The organism is Variovorax davisae (genome assembly GCF_030316845.1).
Lineage (GTDB): Bacteria > Pseudomonadota > Gammaproteobacteria > Burkholderiales > Burkholderiaceae_C > Variovorax > Variovorax davisae.
On the sequence record NZ_JASZYS010000019.1, the window covers coordinates 43,648 to 60,117 of the forward strand.

Annotated in this window: 17 protein-coding genes; 6 read left to right on the forward strand and 11 right to left on the reverse strand. The window is 69.4% G+C overall.

The window, feature by feature from the left end; genetic code table 11:
- Position 1 precedes the first annotated feature (1 nt).
- A complete protein-coding gene (gyrB, locus tag QTI33_RS31185; RefSeq protein ID WP_286510444.1) occupies positions 2-2,623 on the forward strand; it encodes a DNA topoisomerase (ATP-hydrolyzing) subunit B in 2,622 nt (873 codons plus the stop codon).
- 3 nt (positions 2,624-2,626) lie between these two features.
- Here the strand turns inward: gyrB and QTI33_RS31190 are convergent, their stop codons facing one another.
- Positions 2,627-3,862, reverse strand: coding sequence for an MFS transporter (locus QTI33_RS31190; protein WP_286510445.1), 1,236 nt, complete (start codon positions 3,860-3,862; stop codon positions 2,627-2,629).
- A 244-nt stretch (positions 3,863-4,106) separates the two neighbouring features.
- Between QTI33_RS31190 and QTI33_RS31195 the strand changes: the two genes are divergently transcribed.
- The 3 genes from QTI33_RS31195 to QTI33_RS31205 all read left to right on the forward strand — a co-directional run bounded on the left by QTI33_RS31195 (position 4,107) and on the right by QTI33_RS31205 (position 6,508).
- Complete coding sequence (locus QTI33_RS31195) at positions 4,107-4,601, forward strand: hypothetical protein (protein WP_286510446.1); 495 nt, start codon at positions 4,107-4,109, stop codon at positions 4,599-4,601.
- Between the two features lie 105 nt (positions 4,602-4,706).
- On the forward strand, positions 4,707-5,168 hold the full coding sequence (locus QTI33_RS31200; protein WP_286510447.1) for a hypothetical protein: 462 nt from the start codon (positions 4,707-4,709) through the stop codon (positions 5,166-5,168).
- Between the two features lie 161 nt (positions 5,169-5,329).
- Complete coding sequence (locus tag QTI33_RS31205) at positions 5,330-6,508, forward strand: metallophosphoesterase (protein WP_286510448.1); 1,179 nt, start codon at positions 5,330-5,332, stop codon at positions 6,506-6,508.
- Positions 6,509-6,511: 3 nt separating this feature from the next.
- Here the strand turns inward: QTI33_RS31205 and QTI33_RS31210 are convergent, their stop codons facing one another.
- Positions 6,512-7,009 carry a polyhydroxyalkanoate granule-associated phasin gene (locus QTI33_RS31210; protein WP_286510449.1) on the reverse strand — a complete coding sequence of 166 codons (498 nt, stop codon included), beginning with the start codon at positions 7,007-7,009 and terminating at the stop codon, positions 6,512-6,514.
- 230 nt (positions 7,010-7,239) lie between these two features.
- Between QTI33_RS31210 and QTI33_RS31215 the strand changes: the two genes are divergently transcribed.
- On the forward strand, positions 7,240-7,740 hold the full coding sequence (locus QTI33_RS31215; protein WP_286510450.1) for an acyloxyacyl hydrolase: 501 nt from the start codon (positions 7,240-7,242) through the stop codon (positions 7,738-7,740).
- Here the strand turns inward: QTI33_RS31215 and QTI33_RS31220 are convergent.
- The 4 genes from QTI33_RS31220 to QTI33_RS31235 all read right to left on the reverse strand — a co-directional run bounded on the left by QTI33_RS31220 (position 7,682) and on the right by QTI33_RS31235 (position 11,527).
- Entirely contained in the window at positions 7,682-8,416 is a 735-nt protein-coding gene (locus tag QTI33_RS31220; RefSeq protein ID WP_286510451.1) for a TIGR03915 family putative DNA repair protein, read from the reverse strand. The two genes, QTI33_RS31215 and QTI33_RS31220, sit on opposite strands and share 59 nt — an antisense overlap.
- A 95-nt stretch (positions 8,417-8,511) precedes the next feature.
- Positions 8,512-9,480: a lysylphosphatidylglycerol synthase domain-containing protein gene (locus tag QTI33_RS31225; protein WP_286510452.1), complete on the reverse strand. Its 969-nt coding sequence runs from the start codon at positions 9,478-9,480 to the stop codon at positions 8,512-8,514.
- Entirely contained in the window at positions 9,480-10,739 is a 1,260-nt protein-coding gene (gene clsB / locus QTI33_RS31230; protein WP_286510453.1) for a cardiolipin synthase ClsB, read from the reverse strand. Before clsB ends, QTI33_RS31225 begins: the two co-directional genes overlap by 1 nt.
- Complete coding sequence (locus tag QTI33_RS31235) at positions 10,736-11,527, reverse strand: endonuclease/exonuclease/phosphatase family protein (protein ID WP_444814916.1); 792 nt, start codon at positions 11,525-11,527, stop codon at positions 10,736-10,738. The genes clsB and QTI33_RS31235 overlap by 4 nt, the downstream gene beginning before the upstream one ends.
- 197 nt (positions 11,528-11,724) lie before the next feature.
- Between QTI33_RS31235 and QTI33_RS31240 the strand changes: the two genes are divergently transcribed.
- The gene (locus tag QTI33_RS31240) at positions 11,725-12,156 is read left to right on the forward strand and encodes a serine/threonine protein kinase (protein ID WP_286510454.1); all 432 of its coding nucleotides are present in this window, start codon (positions 11,725-11,727) and stop codon (positions 12,154-12,156) included.
- Between the two features lie 61 nt (positions 12,157-12,217).
- Here the strand turns inward: QTI33_RS31240 and QTI33_RS31245 are convergent, their stop codons facing one another.
- The 5 genes from QTI33_RS31245 to QTI33_RS31265 form a co-directional block, all read right to left on the reverse strand.
- Positions 12,218-12,793: a Spy/CpxP family protein refolding chaperone gene (locus tag QTI33_RS31245; RefSeq protein ID WP_286510455.1), complete on the reverse strand. Its 576-nt coding sequence runs from the start codon at positions 12,791-12,793 to the stop codon at positions 12,218-12,220.
- A gap of 135 nt (positions 12,794-12,928) precedes the next feature.
- Positions 12,929-13,834, reverse strand: a complete 906-nt coding sequence (locus QTI33_RS31250; RefSeq protein ID WP_286510456.1) for a pirin family protein — start codon at positions 13,832-13,834, stop codon at positions 12,929-12,931.
- 48 nt (positions 13,835-13,882) lie between these two features.
- Positions 13,883-14,617, reverse strand: a complete 735-nt coding sequence (locus QTI33_RS31255; RefSeq protein WP_286510457.1) for an aspartate/glutamate racemase family protein — start codon at positions 14,615-14,617, stop codon at positions 13,883-13,885.
- Positions 14,618-14,632: 15 nt separating this feature from the next.
- Positions 14,633-15,523: an ABC transporter permease gene (locus tag QTI33_RS31260; protein ID WP_286510458.1), complete on the reverse strand. Its 891-nt coding sequence runs from the start codon at positions 15,521-15,523 to the stop codon at positions 14,633-14,635.
- A 1-nt stretch (position 15,524) separates the two neighbouring features.
- A complete protein-coding gene (locus QTI33_RS31265; protein WP_286510459.1) occupies positions 15,525-16,442 on the reverse strand; it encodes an ABC transporter permease in 918 nt (305 codons plus the stop codon).
- Between the last annotated feature and the right edge of the window lie 28 nt (positions 16,443-16,470).

Here is a 16,470-nt window from a genome sequence, read left to right on the forward strand (position 1 = left end):
GATGAGCGAAGAAAACAAGCCGGAAGTGCCGCACACCGAGCCGGTCTACACCCCTGAAATCGACAGCGCGATTCCGATCGAGGTGACACCGGCCGGCGACACCTCCTACGGCGAAGGCTCCATCACGATCCTCGAAGGGCTGGAGGCGGTGCGCAAGCGCCCGGGCATGTACATCGGCGACACCTCGGACGGCACCGGCCTGCACCACCTGGTGTTCGAGGTGGTCGACAACTCGATCGACGAGGCGCTGGCGGGCTATTGCGACGACATCGTGGTCACGATCCACACCGACAACTCGGTGTCCGTGACCGACAACGGCCGGGGCATCCCGACCGGCGTCAAGATGGACGACAAGCACGAGCCGAAGCGCTCGGCGGCCGAGATCGCGCTGACCGAACTGCACGCCGGCGGCAAGTTCAACCAGAACAGCTACAAGGTGTCGGGCGGCCTGCACGGCGTCGGCGTGAGCTGCGTCAACGCGCTCAGCAAGATGCTGCGCCTGACGGTGCGGCGCGAGGGCAAGGTCCACACGCTCGAGTTCAGCAAGGGCTTCGTGCAGAACCGCATCGTCGAGACTGTGAGCGGCGTCGAGGTGTCGCCGATGAAGGTCACCGGCGAGACCGAGAAGCGCGGCACCGAGGTGCACTTCCTGCCCGACACCGAGATCTTCAAGGAAAACGCCGACTTCCACTACGAGATCCTCAGCAAGCGGCTGCGCGAACTGAGCTTCCTGAACAACGGCGTGCGGATCCGGCTGATCGACGAGCGCACCGGCAAGGAAGACGACTTCTCGGGCGCCGGCGGCGTCAAGGGCTTCGTCGAGTTCATCAACAAGGGCAAGACCGTCCTGCACCCGAACGTGTTCTACGCGATGGGCGAGAAGCCGGCCGACACCTACGGCGGCATTCCGGGCACGCACATCGGCGTCGAGGTCGCGATGCAGTGGAACAGCGGCTACAACGAGCAGGTGCTGTGCTTCACCAACAACATCCCTCAGCGTGATGGCGGCACCCACCTGACCGGCCTGCGCGCCGCGATGACCCGGGTCATCAACAAGTACATCGAAGAGAACGAGTTCGCCAAGAAGGCCAAGGTCGAGGTCACCGGCGACGACATGCGCGAAGGCCTGTGTTGCGTGCTGAGCGTGAAGGTGCCCGAGCCCAAGTTCTCGAGCCAGACCAAGGACAAGCTGGTGTCGAGCGAAGTGCGTGCGCCGGTGGAAGACATCGTCGGCCGCCTGCTGACCGACTACCTGCAGGAGCGCCCGAACGACGCCAAGATCATCTGCGGCAAGATCGTCGAGGCGGCCCGTGCGCGCGAAGCCGCCCGCAAGGCGCGCGAGATGACGCGCCGCAAGGGCGTGCTCGACGGCATGGGCCTGCCGGGCAAGCTGGCCGACTGCCAGGAGAAGGACCCGGCGCTGTGCGAGGTCTACCTGGTGGAGGGCGACTCCGCCGGCGGCTCGGCCAAGCAGGGCCGCGACCGGAAGTTCCAGGCCATCCTGCCGCTGCGCGGCAAGATCCTGAACGTCGAGAAGGCGCGCTACGAGAAGCTGCTGACCAGCAACGAAATCCTGACCATGATCACCGCCCTGGGCACCGGCATCGGCCGGGCCGGCGCGACGACCGCGGGCGGCGGCGCCGACGACTTCAACGTCGCCAAGCTGCGCTACCACCGGATCATCATCATGACCGACGCCGACGTCGACGGCGCCCACATCCGCACCCTGCTGCTGACCTTCTTCTACCGGCAGATGCCCGAACTGGTCGAGCGCGGCCACATCTACATCGCGCAGCCGCCGCTCTACAAGGTGAAGGTCGGCAAGGAAGAGCAGTACCTCAAGGACGGCCCGGCGCTCGACGCCTTCCTGCTGAAGGTGGCGCTGAAGGATGCGAGCGTGTCCACCGGCGGCGCGAGCCCGACCGTGCTCGGCGGCGACACCCTGGCCGAACTGGCGCGCAAGCACCAGCTGGCCGAGGCGGTGATCGCGCGGCTCGGCGTGTTCCTCGATGCGGCGGCGCTGCGCGCGATCGCCGATGGCGTGTCGCTCGACCTCGACACGACGGCCGCCGCCGAGGCCTCGGCCGTGGCCCTGCAGAACAAGCTGCGCGAACTCAACACCACCGGTGCGCCGGCGGACGTGTCGAGCGAGTTCGACACCCGCACCGACAAGCCGCTGCTGCGCATCAGCCGCCGCCATCACGGCAACATCAAGAGCAGCGTGCTGACGCAGGACTTCGTCCACGGCGCCGACTACGCGGCCTTGTCCGAGGCGGCCAAGACCTTCCGCGACCTGCTGGGCGAAGGCGCGGTGGTCAAGCGCGGCGAAGGCGAGCGCGCGAAGGAAGAAAAGGTCAACGACTTCCGCGAGGCGATGCGCTGGCTGATCGGACAGGCCGAGAACGCGACGGCGCGCCAGCGCTACAAGGGCCTGGGCGAGATGAACCCGGAACAGCTGTGGGAAACCACGATGGACCCGGCGGTGCGCCGCCTGCTGCGGGTGCAGATCGACGACGCGATCGAGGCCGACCGCGTGTTCACGATGTTGATGGGCGACGAGGTCGAGCCGCGGCGCGAGTTCATCGAGCAGAACGCGCTGCGGGCGGCGAACATCGACGTCTGAGCGTCAGCTGCGCTCGGCCGAGGCGGACAACGCCAACCGCCCGGGCGCCCGCCCCAGTCCGCCCACCACGACCGCGGCCACCAGCACCAGTCCGCCGCTCAGCAGCATCGCGCTCGAGATGCCCCAGCCGTCGACCACCAGGCCGCCGAGCAGGGCGCCCGAGGCGATCGCGACCTGGAAGCCGCTCACCAGCAAGGCCTGGCCGGCTTCGGGCGCATCCGGAACGGCCTCCATCATCCAGCCGGTCAGCGCGACCGGGATCATGCCGAAGGCGATGCCCCAGGTGACCACCACCGCGGCGCCGGCCAGGAAGCCGCTGCCCACCACCGTCGACAGCAGCAGCGCGGCCGCCAGCAGCACGGCCGCCAGCAGCGCCGCCGCGCGCACGCTGCGCGCGACCAGGCTGCCGCCGACGAAGGTGCCGAAGAAGCCGACCGCGCCGTAGGCCAGCAGCAGCGTCGTGACGCCGTTGGCGTCGAGCCCGAAGACCTGCTGCAGCAGCGGCTTGAGGTAGGTGTAGGCGGCGAAATGGCCGGCCACCAGGAACAGCACCGCCAGCAGCCCGACCTGCGCCATGCGCCGCGTCAGCGGCGTCAGCAGGTCGCGCGGTCGGATGGCGCGCGCCGGCGGCATCGCGGGCAGCAGCCAGACCTGGATCGCCAGCACGACCGCGGCCAGCGCGCCCGTGAGCCCGAAGGCGGCGCGCCAGCCGGCCAACGTGCCGACCAGCGCACCGGCGGGCACGCCGAGCACGGTGGCCGCAGAGACGCCCGCCAGCACCAGCGACATGGCGCGCGCCTGCGAGCCGGAGGCGACCAGCTGCGTGGCGGCGCTGGGCGCGAAGGTCCAGAAGCCGCCGATGCACAGGCCCAGCAGCAGCCGGGCCACCAGCATCGTCCCGAAATTGGGGGCGAAGGCCGCCAGCAGGTTCGACGCCACCAGCATGGCGGTCAGCGTCACCATGACGGTGCGGCGGTCCAGGCGGCCGGAGGCGACGATCAGCGCCGGCCCGGCAAAGGCCGCCAGCACGCCCGGCATGGTGACCATCAGGCCGGCGGTGCCGTCGCTGACCTGAAGGCCGGCTCCGATGTCGGTCAGCAGGCCGATCGGCAGGAATTCGGTCGTGACCATCGCGAAGGTGCCGACGGCGATCGAGCCGACGGCCAGCCAGGCGGCGCGGGAGGTGTCCGGTGCGGTACCGGAAAGGGCATCGGTGCAGGAGGTGCAGGGAGCATTCATGGGGGGCAATCCACCGTTTGTTGTGGGCTGTCGAGTCTGGCGGCGTCGGGGCGGCCCCGGCCGCGCCTGGCGGAACATCTCTATTTCCGTGCGGCCAACAATGAAAACCGTCGGACCTCATGCGTTTTTCCGGCTTGCCGCGTGGCGCTGGCGCGACTGCGTGTAAACGCTATTCCTAGCCCGACTCTTGCTAAGGAAAATTGCCGGCGACCCGCCGCCATTTCTCAGCAAGGAAATCACAGCAATGAACCCGACCCGCTTCTGGCACTCCGCCGCGGTCCTGGCGATCTTCGGCATGTTCACATCGGCGCAGGCGCTGACCAATCCGCCGATTCGCATGGCCCAGGGCATCGAGTACATGTGCGGCGGCAAGAGCAGCGCCGAAGCGGCCTTCATGGAGACGGTGGCGCCCCGCTGGGCCGCGACCTTCGAATTCGCGGTCAGCCGGGGCAAGCCGGGCCAGTTCCCGAGCGACGTCAAGGTGGTGGTGCGCGACCGCTATTCGGGCCGGCTGGTGATGGAGACCGCCACCGGCTCGCCGTTCATGCTGGCCCGGCTCGACCCCGGCGCCTACGAGGTCGAGGCCACGCTGGCCGGGATCACGCTGCAGCAGCCCCTGACCGTGTTCAACGGCCTGAGCGCTAAGGCGCAGTTCGTCTGGCCGTCGAACGTCGATTTCGCCGCCGCGATGGGGTTGCCGCGGGCCGAGCAGCAGGCCTCTGTGCACACTGGCAACTGAGCGTCGGCGCCCGCCCCGGCGCGGAAATCAGGTTCGCTTAAGGCGCCTTGCCGACAGTGGCGGCGTGAAACTCCCTTCACGCCAACCCGAGCAAAGGATTCCGCGATGAACACAGGTCGATCCTGGCGGCCGCTGGCTGCCCTCGCATTGGGCGCTGCGGCGCTTTCCGGTGCGCTGGCGGCGCATGCGGTCTACAACCCGCCGATCCGCATGGCCAACGGCATCGAGTACATGGGCGGCGGCGCCAGCAGCGAGGAGGCGGCGCTCATGCAGAGTGTCGAGCCCCGCTGGCCGGCCAGCTTCGAGTTCGCGGTCAAGGAAGGCACGCGGCAGGTCTCGGCCGCCGACGTCGTCGTGACGGTGCGCGATGCGTCGGGCCGCGAGCTGCTGAGCCAGGTCGAGGCGGGTGGCCCGTTCCTGGTGGCGCGGCTGGAGCCGGGCCGCTACCAGGTCGAGGCCACGAGGGGAGGCCAGACCCTCAAGCAGGAGATCGAGCTGCTGCCCTGGCAGCCGAAGCGCACCGTGTTCGTCTGGCCGGCCGGCGCGCCAGACCGTCCGCGGTCCTGAAGTCCGGGAGCGCTCCGGCGCTCTTTCAGAAGATGCTCAAGGCGGCGCGCCGCCGGCCATGGGAAAATTCGAGGCTGCCCGCGCATGGCACGCACCTTGAATGTGGCTGTGTTGCTCGCACATGGTGTGTCCGGGCGCAGTCCCGTCTTTCCTAGGCCCCGATGCCGCTTCGTCCCCTCGTTCTCCTCACCACGCTGCTGCACGCCTATATCGGGTTGCGGCTGCTGCCCGCGCTGGCGGGCCTGCCCCTGGCGTGGCCGCTGCTGGGCCTGGCACTGCTCGTGTCGGCGGTCACCATGCCGCTGCCTTTCGTCGGCATGCGGTCGCGGCGGCGCCAGTTGGCGGACGTCTGGAAGTGGATCGGGCTCATCAGCATGGGCTGGTTCTCGTCGATGCTGGTGCTCACCGTGGTGCGCGATGCCGGCCTGCTGCTCGGCTGGCTCGGTGCGTCCGTGTCCGGGGTGGCGCTCGACGGCGCGCGCTGGCGGCTGTGGAGCGCGGCCGCCGTGCCGCTGATGGCCAGCGCGACCTCGCTGGTCGGCCTGCTGAACGCGCGCCGGACGGCGGGCGTGGTGCGCATCGACGTGCCGATCCGCGACCTGCCTTCGGCCCTGAGCGGCTTCACGATCGCCCAGCTCAGCGACATCCATGTCGGGCCGACCATCAAGCGCGGCTACATCCAGCGCATCGTCAATGCGGTCAACGGGCTCGGCGCCGACATGATCGCCATCACCGGCGACCTGGTCGATGGCACCGTGGCCGAGTTGCGCGACCACATCGCGCCGCTGCAGCAGCTCAAGGCGCGCCACGGCACCTTCGTGGTGACCGGCAACCACGAGTACTACGCCGGCGCGCATGCCTGGATCGACGAACTCCGCCGCCTCGGCCTGCGCGTGCTGCTCAATGAGCACGTGGTGCTCCAGACCCGCAACGTGAAGGGCGCGCAGACCGACGAGGAAGTGCTCGAAAGCGCGCTGCTGGTGGCCGGCGTGACCGACTACACCGCCGGCCATTTCGATGCCGCCCATGCCAGCGATCCGCACCGCGCGCTGGCCGATGCGCCCCCGCTGGTCCACACCCGGGTGCTGCTGGCGCACCAGCCGCGCAGCGCGCCCGAGGCCGCCGAAGCGGGCTACCACCTGCAGCTGTCGGGCCACACGCACGGCGGCCAGTTCTTCCCTTGGAACCTGTTCGTGCCGCTGCAGCAGCCGTTCACGGCCGGGCTGCACAAGCTGCACGAGATGTGGGTCTACACCAGCCGCGGCACCGGCTACTGGGGCCCGCCGAAGCGTTTCGGCGCGCCCTCCGAAATCACCTTGCTGCGCCTGCTGAGGGCCTGAGCCTCATGCCAGCCCGATCGACAGCCGGCGGGCGTTCGAGGTGGTCTTGGCGTGGATCGGCTTGAGGCCGCGCTGGACGATGCGCGCACTCGCGCTCGACAGGTGATTCACGGCTTCGGCCGAGCGGGTGGCCGCGTTGCCGAAGGCTTCGGCGTGGCTGACGGCCTGTGCCGGGGTGGTGCTGGTGGCCAGGGAGAACAGCGCCAGGCCGCTGCCCAGCCAATGCTTGACGGCGCGGTTCACCAGCGCGAACTGGGTGGTGTGGAGCTGGTTGGCCATCGCGGCGCCGGATTCGCTGGCGGCCGCCAGTTTTTCGTGGCCCATGAGCTGGAACTCGGCGAGGTCGACCTCGCTGGGGGACAGGCCGGCCTTGGCCATGCGCTCGGTGCGCATCTGGATCACAGAGCCGGCCGACAGCAGCATCTCGTTGGTCGTCAAGGCCACGTCGACCCACAACATGAGCGGGTTGAAGAAACGCGGTGAGGAGAAGCTGGGGTTCATGGGCCCACTATAGACCCACCGGTGCATTTTTGCTGCACCGCAGCATCGATTGGGGACGGCCTCCTACTCTTCATCACAGGGGCAGGGAGGAATGCCACTTGTGGGCGAGCACGGGTCTTGCGTTGCTTGTTACATTCCCATTGCAACTCATAATCATACGAATGACTCATTCATCGCGCTGCGTCAGGGCCCTGCTGTGCGCTGCCAGCCTGGCCTTTCCCCTGGCCTCCATGGCCGCTCCCGCAGACAGCACGCCCGGCATCTACATCGATCTCGGGCGCGGCGACACGGACACCGATTCGCTGACGCTCGGCTACGCCATGCCGTGGTCATGGCGCGGGTCGCCGGCGCCGGGCGGTCCGCTGTCGTTCTATTGGGATTTCTTTCTCAGCCAGTGGCGCGCGCCGCTGCCCCCCAATGGCGCGGACAAGCGCAGCTACACGCAACTCGGGGCGATCGCCAACTGGCGCTGGCGCTTCAGCCAGGGCGAGTCGCCATGGTTCGTCGAGGCCGGCATCGGCGCCACCGTCATGGACCGCCTCTACCGCACGCCGGGCCGGGAGTTCAGCACCACCTTCCAGTTCACCGAGCAGCTCGGCGTGGGCGTGAACCTCGGCGCGCAAGGCGCGCACGAGTTGTCGCTGCGCGTCCAGCACTTCTCGAACGCAAGCATCAAGGAGCCGAACCCGGGCGAGAACTTCGTGCGGGTGCGCTACCTCTACCGTTATTGATGGCGGGCTGCAGACGCGCTGCGAGGTCGCCGAAGACGTCGCGGTAGCGGCCCAGGCCCTCGGCCGCCGCCATCGGTGGCGCACCGGGCCCGAACTCGAGCATCTGCCCTTGCCAGCGGACGCTGCGTTCGGGCGTCAGGATGGCCCAGCGAAGCTGCGCGAAGCGGCGCGCGAAAAAGGGCGCCACCGCTTCGACCACGTGATGGTCGGGATCGAACCAGGCCAGGTAGAGCGCTTCGGCGTCGGGCTTGTCGTCGACGACGCTGAAGTGGATCAGGGTCTTCATCTTGCGCATGTCGCGCCGCACGGCCTGGGCCATGTGCAGCGCCTGGACCCGGTCGCGGTCGCGCGGGTCGTGCTGCAGGCCGGGCTCATGCACCAGTCGCCACAGCAGCCGGTAGAGCAGGCCGAAGCGCAGCGGCGCGTTGTGCAGGATGACGGTCTCGCACATCGACATGAAGGAGCGTGGAACCAGCGGATGGGTGATGCCGGCGCTCGCCGCAGCGCGCGGCCCCGCGGGGCCGGCCGGCCTCGAGAAGCGCTGTGTCGCGGCCCCGGCATCGATGACCCAATCGACCTCGTCGGGCGCGACCAGCGCTGCCAGCAGCGCGCGCGCCTCGCGCCGGAAGCCGTCGGAATCGGTGTTGCCGGCGAGGGTGATGGTGTGCGGGGCCATGGCATCAACTTAGGGCCGCCCCGCGGCCCCACCTGTAGGCGCTCAGGCGTAAAGCGCTAAGGCCTGCGCTGGCGCAGCCGTGGTGCGGCGGGCGTTCAGGACGAGGCGCTCGGCACCCGGCGCCGCAGCTTGCGGGCCCGCAGTTCGGTGGCCACGTAGGTCAGGGCGGCAAGGATCAGGGGCAGCAGGTAGTAGATCGCCCGGTAGGCCAGCAGGGCGCCGAGCAGCGTTCCCTGCGGCGCCCGGTGGCCGAGCAGCGCCAGGAACACCGCCTCCAGCACACCGAGGCCGCCGGGCACGTGGGTGATGACGCCGGCGACCGCCGCGACCAGCGCCACGGCCAGCACCTCGTGGTAGGGCAGTTGGCGCTGCAGCAGCAGCCAGATCATCCCGCCGATCAGCGACCAGTTGAGCATCGACAGCGTGAGCTGGAGCAGCGCCATGCGCAGCGACGGCGTGTCCAGCTCATGGCCGCGCAGCCGCCAGGTGTGCTGCCGCGCGATGGCGCAGAGGCCGAGGTAGCCCGCGCCTGCGGCCAGCAGCAGTGCGCCGAGCACCCGCAGCCCTTCGCCGTCCATCTTCCACTCGGGCGGCAGCACCATCGGAAAAAAGCAGAACACCGCGCCGGCCAGCACCAGGTAGCCCAGCCAGTTGGTCAGCATGCTGAAACCGAGCACGCGCGTGATCGTCAGGTTGTCCAGGCCCAGTCGCGAGTAGAGCCGGTACCTGAAGGCGACGCCGCCGACCAGGGCGCCGAGGTTCAGGTTGAAGGCATAGCTGATGAAGGTCACGCGCATCACGATGCGGGTGCCGAGCCGGTGGCCGGTCATGCGGCGGCCCAGCAGGTCGAAGGTGCTGTAGAGCAGGTGGCTGCAGGCGGCGAGCGCAGCGGCCGCCAGCAGCGCGGGCCGCGGGATCGCGCGCAGCGCGTCGAGTACTTCGCTCCAGTCGATCGTGCGGGCCTGCCGCACGATCAGCGCCAGCACCGCGGCGAAGAAGAGCCAGGCCGCCACGCGCTTCACCAGCGGCCAGCCGCCGGCGGCCGGTGCCTGGGCCTGGGCCATCACGCCGCGTCCGTTCGCGTGGCGCCCCCGCCCTGGTGCAGGGGCGTGTCGAGCGGCTCGAGCTTGGGCGCGTGGCGCGGCAGCCAGCCGACCCACGAGGGGTACCAGCGCAGCAGATGGAAGATGAAGAAGCTGCGCACCAGGCGCCAGCCGCTCCACTCGCCGAGGTCCGAGGCCTCGATGCGCTTGCAGCTGTGCTGCATCAGTGCGTCGAGCCGCTCCCACAGCGTCTGGTTGAAGGCCCGGTCACGCACGATCACGTTGGCTTCGAGGTTGAGCGACAGGCTCAGCGGGTCGAGGTTGCTCGAACCGACGGTGCTCCAGCGCTCGTCCACCAGCGCCACCTTGCCGTGCAGGGGGCGCTCGCAGTATTCGTAGATTCGCACGCCGGCATGCAGCAGGTGGTGATAGAGCATGCTGGCGGCCACCTTGACGATCGGCATGTCCGGTTCGCCCTGCAGGATCAGCCGCACGTCGACGCCGCGCCGGGCGGCACGGCGCAGTTCCTTGATGAGCCGGTAGCCGGGAAAGAAATAGGCGTTGGCGATCACGATGCGTTGCCGGGCGCTGCGGATGGCCGCGAGGTAGTGGCGCTCGATGTCGTTGGTGTGGCGCCGATTGTCACGGGTGATGAATTGCGCCGCGGCCTCGCCCGCGGGCGCGTTGTCGTCCTGCGCCGCGGCCCGGATGCGGCGCCGGAACCAGCCTGCGCCCTTGCCGCCGACCGCGATCGCATGCAGCACGAAGCGGTGGATCTCGGAGACGATCGGGCCGGCCAGCTCGACCGCGTAGTCCTGCTTCGCCTTGGGGCCGAAGTCGAGCAGGTGGTCGTCCGCGTAGTTGATGCCGCCGACGAAGGCCAGCGTGCCGTCGACCACCACGATCTTGCGGTGCATGCGCCGGAAGATGTTGAGCCGCTGGCCGAAGATGCGCTTGCCGGGATCGAACACCCGCACCTTGACGCCCGCCGCGATCAGCCCCGCGATGAAGCCCGGCGACAGCGAGGGCGAGCCGAAGCCGTCGATCATCAGGTCGACCTTGACGCCGCGGCGGGCCGCTGCGCTCAGCGCCGCGTGGAGCTGCTCGCCGACCTTGTCCTCGAACAGGATGAAGGTCTCGACGATCACCTCGCGCCTGGCTTCGCCGATGGCCTCGAACACGCGCGGAAAGAACTCCTCGCCGTTTTCCAGCAACGTGACATGGTTGCCTTCGATCCAGCGCCGGCCGGCGGCCGCCGTGTCAGGGGTTTCGTTGCTCACAGCGCGATCTCCGCCACCAGCGGGGCGTGGTCAGACAGGTGCGACCAGGGCCGGCGCGGCAGCACCACCGGCGAATGGACACGGGCGTTGCGCACGTAGATGCGGTCCAGCGACAGCAGCGGGAAGCGGGCGGGAAAGGTGCGCGCCGCGCTGCCATGGGCCTGCACGAAGACTTCGCTCAGCGACGCCCCCTGGGCGAGGATCTGGTGCGCGCGGCCGCGCCAGTCGTTGAAGTCGCCGGCGACGACCAGGGGGGCATCGGCCGGCACCTCGTCGCGCACGATGTGGCACAGCAGCTCGAGCTGTTGCAGCCGGTGGGCCTCGGCCAGCCCCAGGTGGGCGCAGATCACGTGGACGTCGGTCGGCCGCGCCGGCAGCCGCAGCACGCAATGCAGAAGGCCCCGCTTCTCGGGCCCGAGGATCGAGACATCGTGGTTGCGGTAATGGACAATCGGGAACTTGGACAGCACCGCGTTGCCGTGATGTCCCTTGGGATACACCGCGTTGCGGCCATAGGCGAACTGCGGCCACATGCTGTCGGCCAGGAATTCGTAATGCGGCGCCTCGGGCCAGTTGTCGACCTTGCGCGAATGGCGCGAGTGGGTGCCCAGCACCTCCTGCAGGAACACCACGTCGGCGCCCACCGTGCGCACGGCATCGCGCAGCTCGGGCAGGATGAACTTGCGGTTGAGCGCCGTGAAGCCCTTGTGGGTGTTCACGGTCATGACCTTGAGCGAGGTCACCGGTGCGGTGGCGGCGCCCGAATGCAGAGGAGGCTTCACAAGCATGGTTGTAAGCCGGCCCGCGCGCGGCGGCTGTAGGAACGGACCACCTCCTTCGACGGCCTGCGCGCAAGGGGGCATGGCGCCTACAGGCAGCCCGGCCGCAGCCCCACATGCCGCCCGCCCCTGCCCTTCTACGGTGCGTTCAGAGCTTGAGGCAAAGGCTCGACTTGTTCAATGAACCCAGAGAGACAGGAGCCATCATGAAGCAACGCATCATCGCCACCACCGTCCTCGCCGGCCTGCTGGGCCTGGCGGGCCTTGCCCAGGCGCAGACCACGCCGGTGGTGCCGGCCCAGCCCGACCCCGCGGTGGCGGGCCAGGCCAGCACCAAGACCCCGGCGGGGGTCGCCAATCCGACCCAGCGGCCCGACGGCAGCAACCCGGCGTCGCGCGAGGTGGTGAAGTCGGAAGCCCGGATCCACAACCGCAGCAACGCCACCAACAACGTGCCGAAGGGCGAGGCCACGACCACCGTGAATCACCAGCCCAACGCGCTGCCTGCGCCGACCGGCGAGGTGTCGCGCACCGAAGTGAGCCAGACCGGCCGGAAGGTGAAGCCGCGTTTCGGCGAAAAGGGCGAGCGGCCTGAGGTGCCCACCAACCCGACCGACAAGACCGGCACGCCCAAGTAGGGAGCCGGACGAAAAAAGCCCCCGGCACGCGCGTGCCGGGGCTTTGCCGTGGCCGGCCGGATCAGCCCTTGGCCGGCGGCGGGGCCGGGTGGTGGTGGTGTCCGCCAGGGCCACCGGGGCCGCCCGCCCCGCGATGGCCGAAGCGCTGCATCGACTCGGCGTCGAAGGTCTTCTGCTGCTCCGGCGACAAGGCGGCGTAGAAGCTGCGCGTGGCAACGGCGCGCTTGGCGAACATCGCGCTGCGCTCGGCCTGGCGCGCCTGCATGCGGTCGAGGCGCTGCGGCGTGGTCAGCTTGGCGAACTCGGCGCGATCGGCACCCGGCTGGCCGGCCGGGCGGGCCGGGGGCTGCTGGGCGGTGGAGAAGCTGTTCCAGGCGCCTTCCTGGGCCGGCGTCAGCTTGAGCTTTTCCTTCAGCGCCGCCAGCCGCTGCGCCCGATGGGCCTGCATGCGCTCGAAGCGTTCGGCGCGGTTGGCCTCATGGCGCTGCGGCTTGGCCGGCGCCTGGGCCGCCGGCTGGGCGTTGGCGGCGGGCGCAGGGGGAGCCGTCAGCGGCGCCTGTGCGAAGGCACCGGACGACGCGAAGGTGGCCGAGGCCAGCAGACCGGCCCAGAGAAGGCTTTTGCGAGACGGGATCATGAGAGTGCTTCCTTTCGAAGAAGCCCGCCGCCGATGGGCAGCAGGTGAGAGGAAGTTTGGCGCCCCCATGTATCTCGATCGTGAGCCCGGGGTGAGGTCTGGTAAAGAAGCATGACCGGCCGTCGTGGCCGGTCGTCAGCCGAGCTTGCCGTGCTGGAAGTCGTGCACCGCCTGGGTGACCTGCTCGCGCGTGTTCATGACGAAGGGCCCGTACTGGGCGATCGGCTCGTGCAGCGGCTTGCCGGCGATCAACAGGGCGCGCGCCGGGCTGTGGTTGGAGGCCGGCGCCCGCAGCACCACGCCATCGCTGCCGGGCTCGTTGGCCAGGATCGCCATGCGCTTGGTCGGGATCTCGGCGCTGCCGATGTAGAGCGACTCGCGGAACACGTAGACCAGGGCGTTGCGGTCGTCCAGCAGCGGCTGGGCGAACTCGGCCCCCGGCGGCAGCGTGATGTCGAGGTAGAGCGGCTCGGTGTGTTCCCGCTGCACCGCGCCGTGGACGCCGTGGCTGGCGCCGGCGATGACGCGCACGTGGACGCCGGCCGGGGTGACGAACTCCGGAATCTCGGGGCTCTGGATGTCGCGGTACCAGGGCTCGCGCATCTTGTCCTTGGCCGGCAGGTTGAGCCACAGCTGGAAGCCTTCCATGAGGCCTTCCTCCTGCTCCGGCAGCTCGCTGTGCACCAGGCCGCGCCCGGCGGTCATCCATTGCACGCCGCCGTTCGACAGCAGCCCTTCATGGCCGGCGCTGTCGCGGTGGCGCATGCGCCCGGAGATCATGTAGGTCACGGTCTCGAAGCCGCGGTGCGGGTGGCTGGGAAAGCCGCCGATGTAGTCGCCCGGGTTGTCGCTGCCGAAGGCATCGAGCATCAGGTAGGGATCGAGCCGCTGCTGCAGCGGCTGGTGCAGCACGCGCGTGAGCTTGACGCCGTCGCCGTCGCTGGTCGAGACGCCGGCGACGATCTGGTCGATGCCGCGCGGCTGGGAGAGCGACAGGGGCTCGACCGCGGGGGACGGATGGGCGTGGGAGGTGGTGCTCATGCAGGCATGGTGGCACGGTCGCGCCGACCGCGCTGGCGGTGGGGCCTGTCAGCCCAGCGACTCGAGCTCCCAGGACACGTTCTGCCAGGCGACGCCGAAGCCCGGCGGCATGGCCGCCGGCTGGTGGCCGCTGCGGACGGCCTCGAGCGCCCACGCGCCGCCGGCGCTGACGCTGTCGATCAGCGGCACCGGCACCGAGGCGGCGAAATCGGCGGCCATGCCCGCCAGGCCCGCGCCGCCGAGGATCACGGCCTGGGCCTGGAAGCGCGTCGCAGCCTCGCGGCAGGCCTCGGCCAGCAGGCGGCGGGCGCCGACCGGGTCCTGGGCCAGCTGGGCGCCGCTCGGCGCCACCGTGTGGATGCCGGCCAGCGACGCCGCGAAGCCGAGCGAGGACGCCAGCCGGTCGAGCATCGGCCGCCAGCGTTCACCGCCGGTCACGATGGCGAAGCGGCCGTGCCGGGCGGCCGCGGCGAAGGCCGCCTCGGCCAGTCCGCCGACCGGCACGCCGGCGCCGTCGCGCAGGGCGAACAGGCCCGGGTCGCCGAAGCAGCCGATCAGGATCGCGTCGGGCCGCTCGCCATGCGCGTGCGCGCTGGCCCAGGCATCGAGCACCGCATGCTGCGCCACCGCGTAGGTGGCCTCGCTGGCGATGTACGGCGCGCCGAACCGTGCCGTGAGCGTTTGCACTTCGAGGGTCCCGTCCAGCTGCGTGCGCAGGTGCTGCTGGAGCAGGGCGCTCACCGAGGCCGAGGTGTTCGGGTTGATGACCAGCAGCCGCTTCATGGGGGACCGTGGGCGTCAGCGGCGCCGCGTGGAGCGCCGCCCCAGCAGCGCCGCCGACCCCAGCGCGATCGCCATCACCGCGAACGACACGACGGTGGTCACCGTGCCGAGCGCGTAGATCGATGGCGTGGTCACGGTCGAGGTCAGCGCCTGCAGTTCGAGCGGCAGCGTGTTGACGTCGCCGATGGCCTGCGAGGTGCGCGCGATCTCGTCCCAGCTCAGCGTGAAGCCGAACATGCCGATGCCGACCACCGACGGCCCGATCAGCGGCAGCACCACGTGCAGGAAGCTCTGCCAGGGCGTGGCGCCGAGGTCGCGTGCGGCTTCCTCGTAGGCCGGATTGAAGCGGTTGAAGACCGCGAACATGATCAGGAGGCCGAAGGGCAGCGTCCAGGTCAGGTGGGCACCGAGCGCGGAGGTGAGCAGTCCGAGCGCGGTGCCGTAGTTCTCGAGCAGGCCGTCGGCGCCGATCGCGCCGAGCGCGCCCTTGAGGCCGGTGTCGAGCAGGCGGAACTGCAGCCCGATGCCCAGCGAGACGATGATCGACGGCATGATCAGGCTCGCCACCGTGACGAAGAACAAGGCGTTGCCGCCCTTCAGGCGCTTGCGGAAGGCCAGTCCCGCGAGCACCGACAGCACCACGGTGAACCCCATCACGACGGCGCCGAGCATCAGCGAGCGGCCGAAGGCAGCGCCGATGTCGACCGTGCCCAGGCCTTCGGCAAGCTTGCGGAACCAGTGCAGCGAGACGCCGCGCAGCGGAAAGGTGAGGCCGCCCTCGGGGCCCTGGAAGCTCAGCACGAAGATGGTGATCATCGGGCCGTAGAGGAAGACCACGAACAGCGCGAAGACCAGGGCCAGGGGCCAGAAGCCGGCGCTGCGCTGTTCACCGATGCGTTGGCTCAATTCACAGCTCCTTGCGGATGTCGACCAGCCGGGTGAGGCCCCAGATGATCATCAGCACCACCGCCAGCAGGATCATCGCGTTGGCCGCCGCCAGCGGGAACTGCAGGTAGGAGGTCTGGACCTGGATGATCTTGCCGACCGAGGCGATCTGCTGGCCGCCCATCACGCCGATGGTGACGAAGTCGCCCATCACGATCGTGATGACGAAGATCGAGCCGATCAGGATGCCGGTGCGCGACAGCGGCACAATCACGTTCCAGAGCGTCTGCCAGCCCGAGGCGCCGGAGTCGTTGGCCGCTTCGAGCAGCGAGCGGTCGATGCGCATCATCGAGTTGAAGATCGGCACGATCATGAACATCGTGTAGAGGTGCACGAAGGCCAGCACCACCGAGAAATCCGAGAACAGCAGCCATTCGACCGGCGCGTCGACCAGGCCCATGCCCATGAGGCCCTGGTTCACCAGCCCGTTGCGGCCCAGCAGCGGCACCCACGAGATCATGCGGATCACGTTGGAGGTCCAGAACGGCACCGTGCACAGCACGAACAACAGCGTCTGCATGCCCGGCGAACGCACGTGGAAGGCCAGGAAGTAGGCCACCGAGAAGCCGATCAGCAAGGTGATGGCCCAGACCAGCAGGCAGAACTTGAGGGTGCTGAGGTAGGTCGACAAGGTGACGCAGAGGTCGCCGTTGTCGGTGAGGTGCGAACAGCCCTCGAAGATCGCGAAGTAGTTGCGCGGCGAGATCGCCGGAATCAGCTCGTACTCGTTGAAGTTCCACAGGCTGACCATCGCGATCAGCGCCAGCGGGATGAGGAAGAACAACAGGAACACCAGCGCGAACGGCGCCGCCTGCCACCAGGCCTTGAGGGTCCGGGTGGGTGAAGAGGCAGCTGCCGTTGCGCGCGTGACGTTGGACATGTTCTTGTTGTGTGGCCCCTTCGTGCCG

Coding starts and splice junctions, on each gene's coding strand:
- QTI33_RS31255 (WP_286510457.1), bottom strand. CDS start 14,617: ATGAAGCGGCTGCTGGTCATCAACCCGAACACCTCGGCCTCGGTGAGC.
- QTI33_RS31235 (WP_444814916.1), bottom strand. CDS start 11,527: ATGCTTGTGAAGCCTCCTCTGCATTCGGGCGCCGCCACCGCACCGGTG.
- QTI33_RS31250 (WP_286510456.1), bottom strand. CDS start 13,834: ATGAGCACCACCTCCCACGCCCATCCGTCCCCCGCGGTCGAGCCCCTG.
- QTI33_RS31190 (WP_286510445.1), bottom strand. CDS start 3,862: ATGAATGCTCCCTGCACCTCCTGCACCGATGCCCTTTCCGGTACCGCA.
- QTI33_RS31215 (WP_286510450.1), top strand. CDS start 7,240: ATGGCCGCTCCCGCAGACAGCACGCCCGGCATCTACATCGATCTCGGG.
- QTI33_RS31265 (WP_286510459.1), bottom strand. CDS start 16,442: ATGTCCAACGTCACGCGCGCAACGGCAGCTGCCTCTTCACCCACCCGG.
- QTI33_RS31240 (WP_286510454.1), top strand. CDS start 11,725: ATGAAGCAACGCATCATCGCCACCACCGTCCTCGCCGGCCTGCTGGGC.
- QTI33_RS31195 (WP_286510446.1), top strand. CDS start 4,107: ATGAACCCGACCCGCTTCTGGCACTCCGCCGCGGTCCTGGCGATCTTC.
- QTI33_RS31220 (WP_286510451.1), bottom strand. CDS start 8,416: ATGGCCCCGCACACCATCACCCTCGCCGGCAACACCGATTCCGACGGC.
- QTI33_RS31205 (WP_286510448.1), top strand. CDS start 5,330: ATGCCGCTTCGTCCCCTCGTTCTCCTCACCACGCTGCTGCACGCCTAT.
- QTI33_RS31245 (WP_286510455.1), bottom strand. CDS start 12,793: ATGATCCCGTCTCGCAAAAGCCTTCTCTGGGCCGGTCTGCTGGCCTCG.
- gyrB (WP_286510444.1), top strand. CDS start 2: ATGAGCGAAGAAAACAAGCCGGAAGTGCCGCACACCGAGCCGGTCTAC.
- QTI33_RS31210 (WP_286510449.1), bottom strand. CDS start 7,009: ATGAACCCCAGCTTCTCCTCACCGCGTTTCTTCAACCCGCTCATGTTG.
- QTI33_RS31225 (WP_286510452.1), bottom strand. CDS start 9,480: ATGGCCCAGGCCCAGGCACCGGCCGCCGGCGGCTGGCCGCTGGTGAAG.
- QTI33_RS31200 (WP_286510447.1), top strand. CDS start 4,707: ATGAACACAGGTCGATCCTGGCGGCCGCTGGCTGCCCTCGCATTGGGC.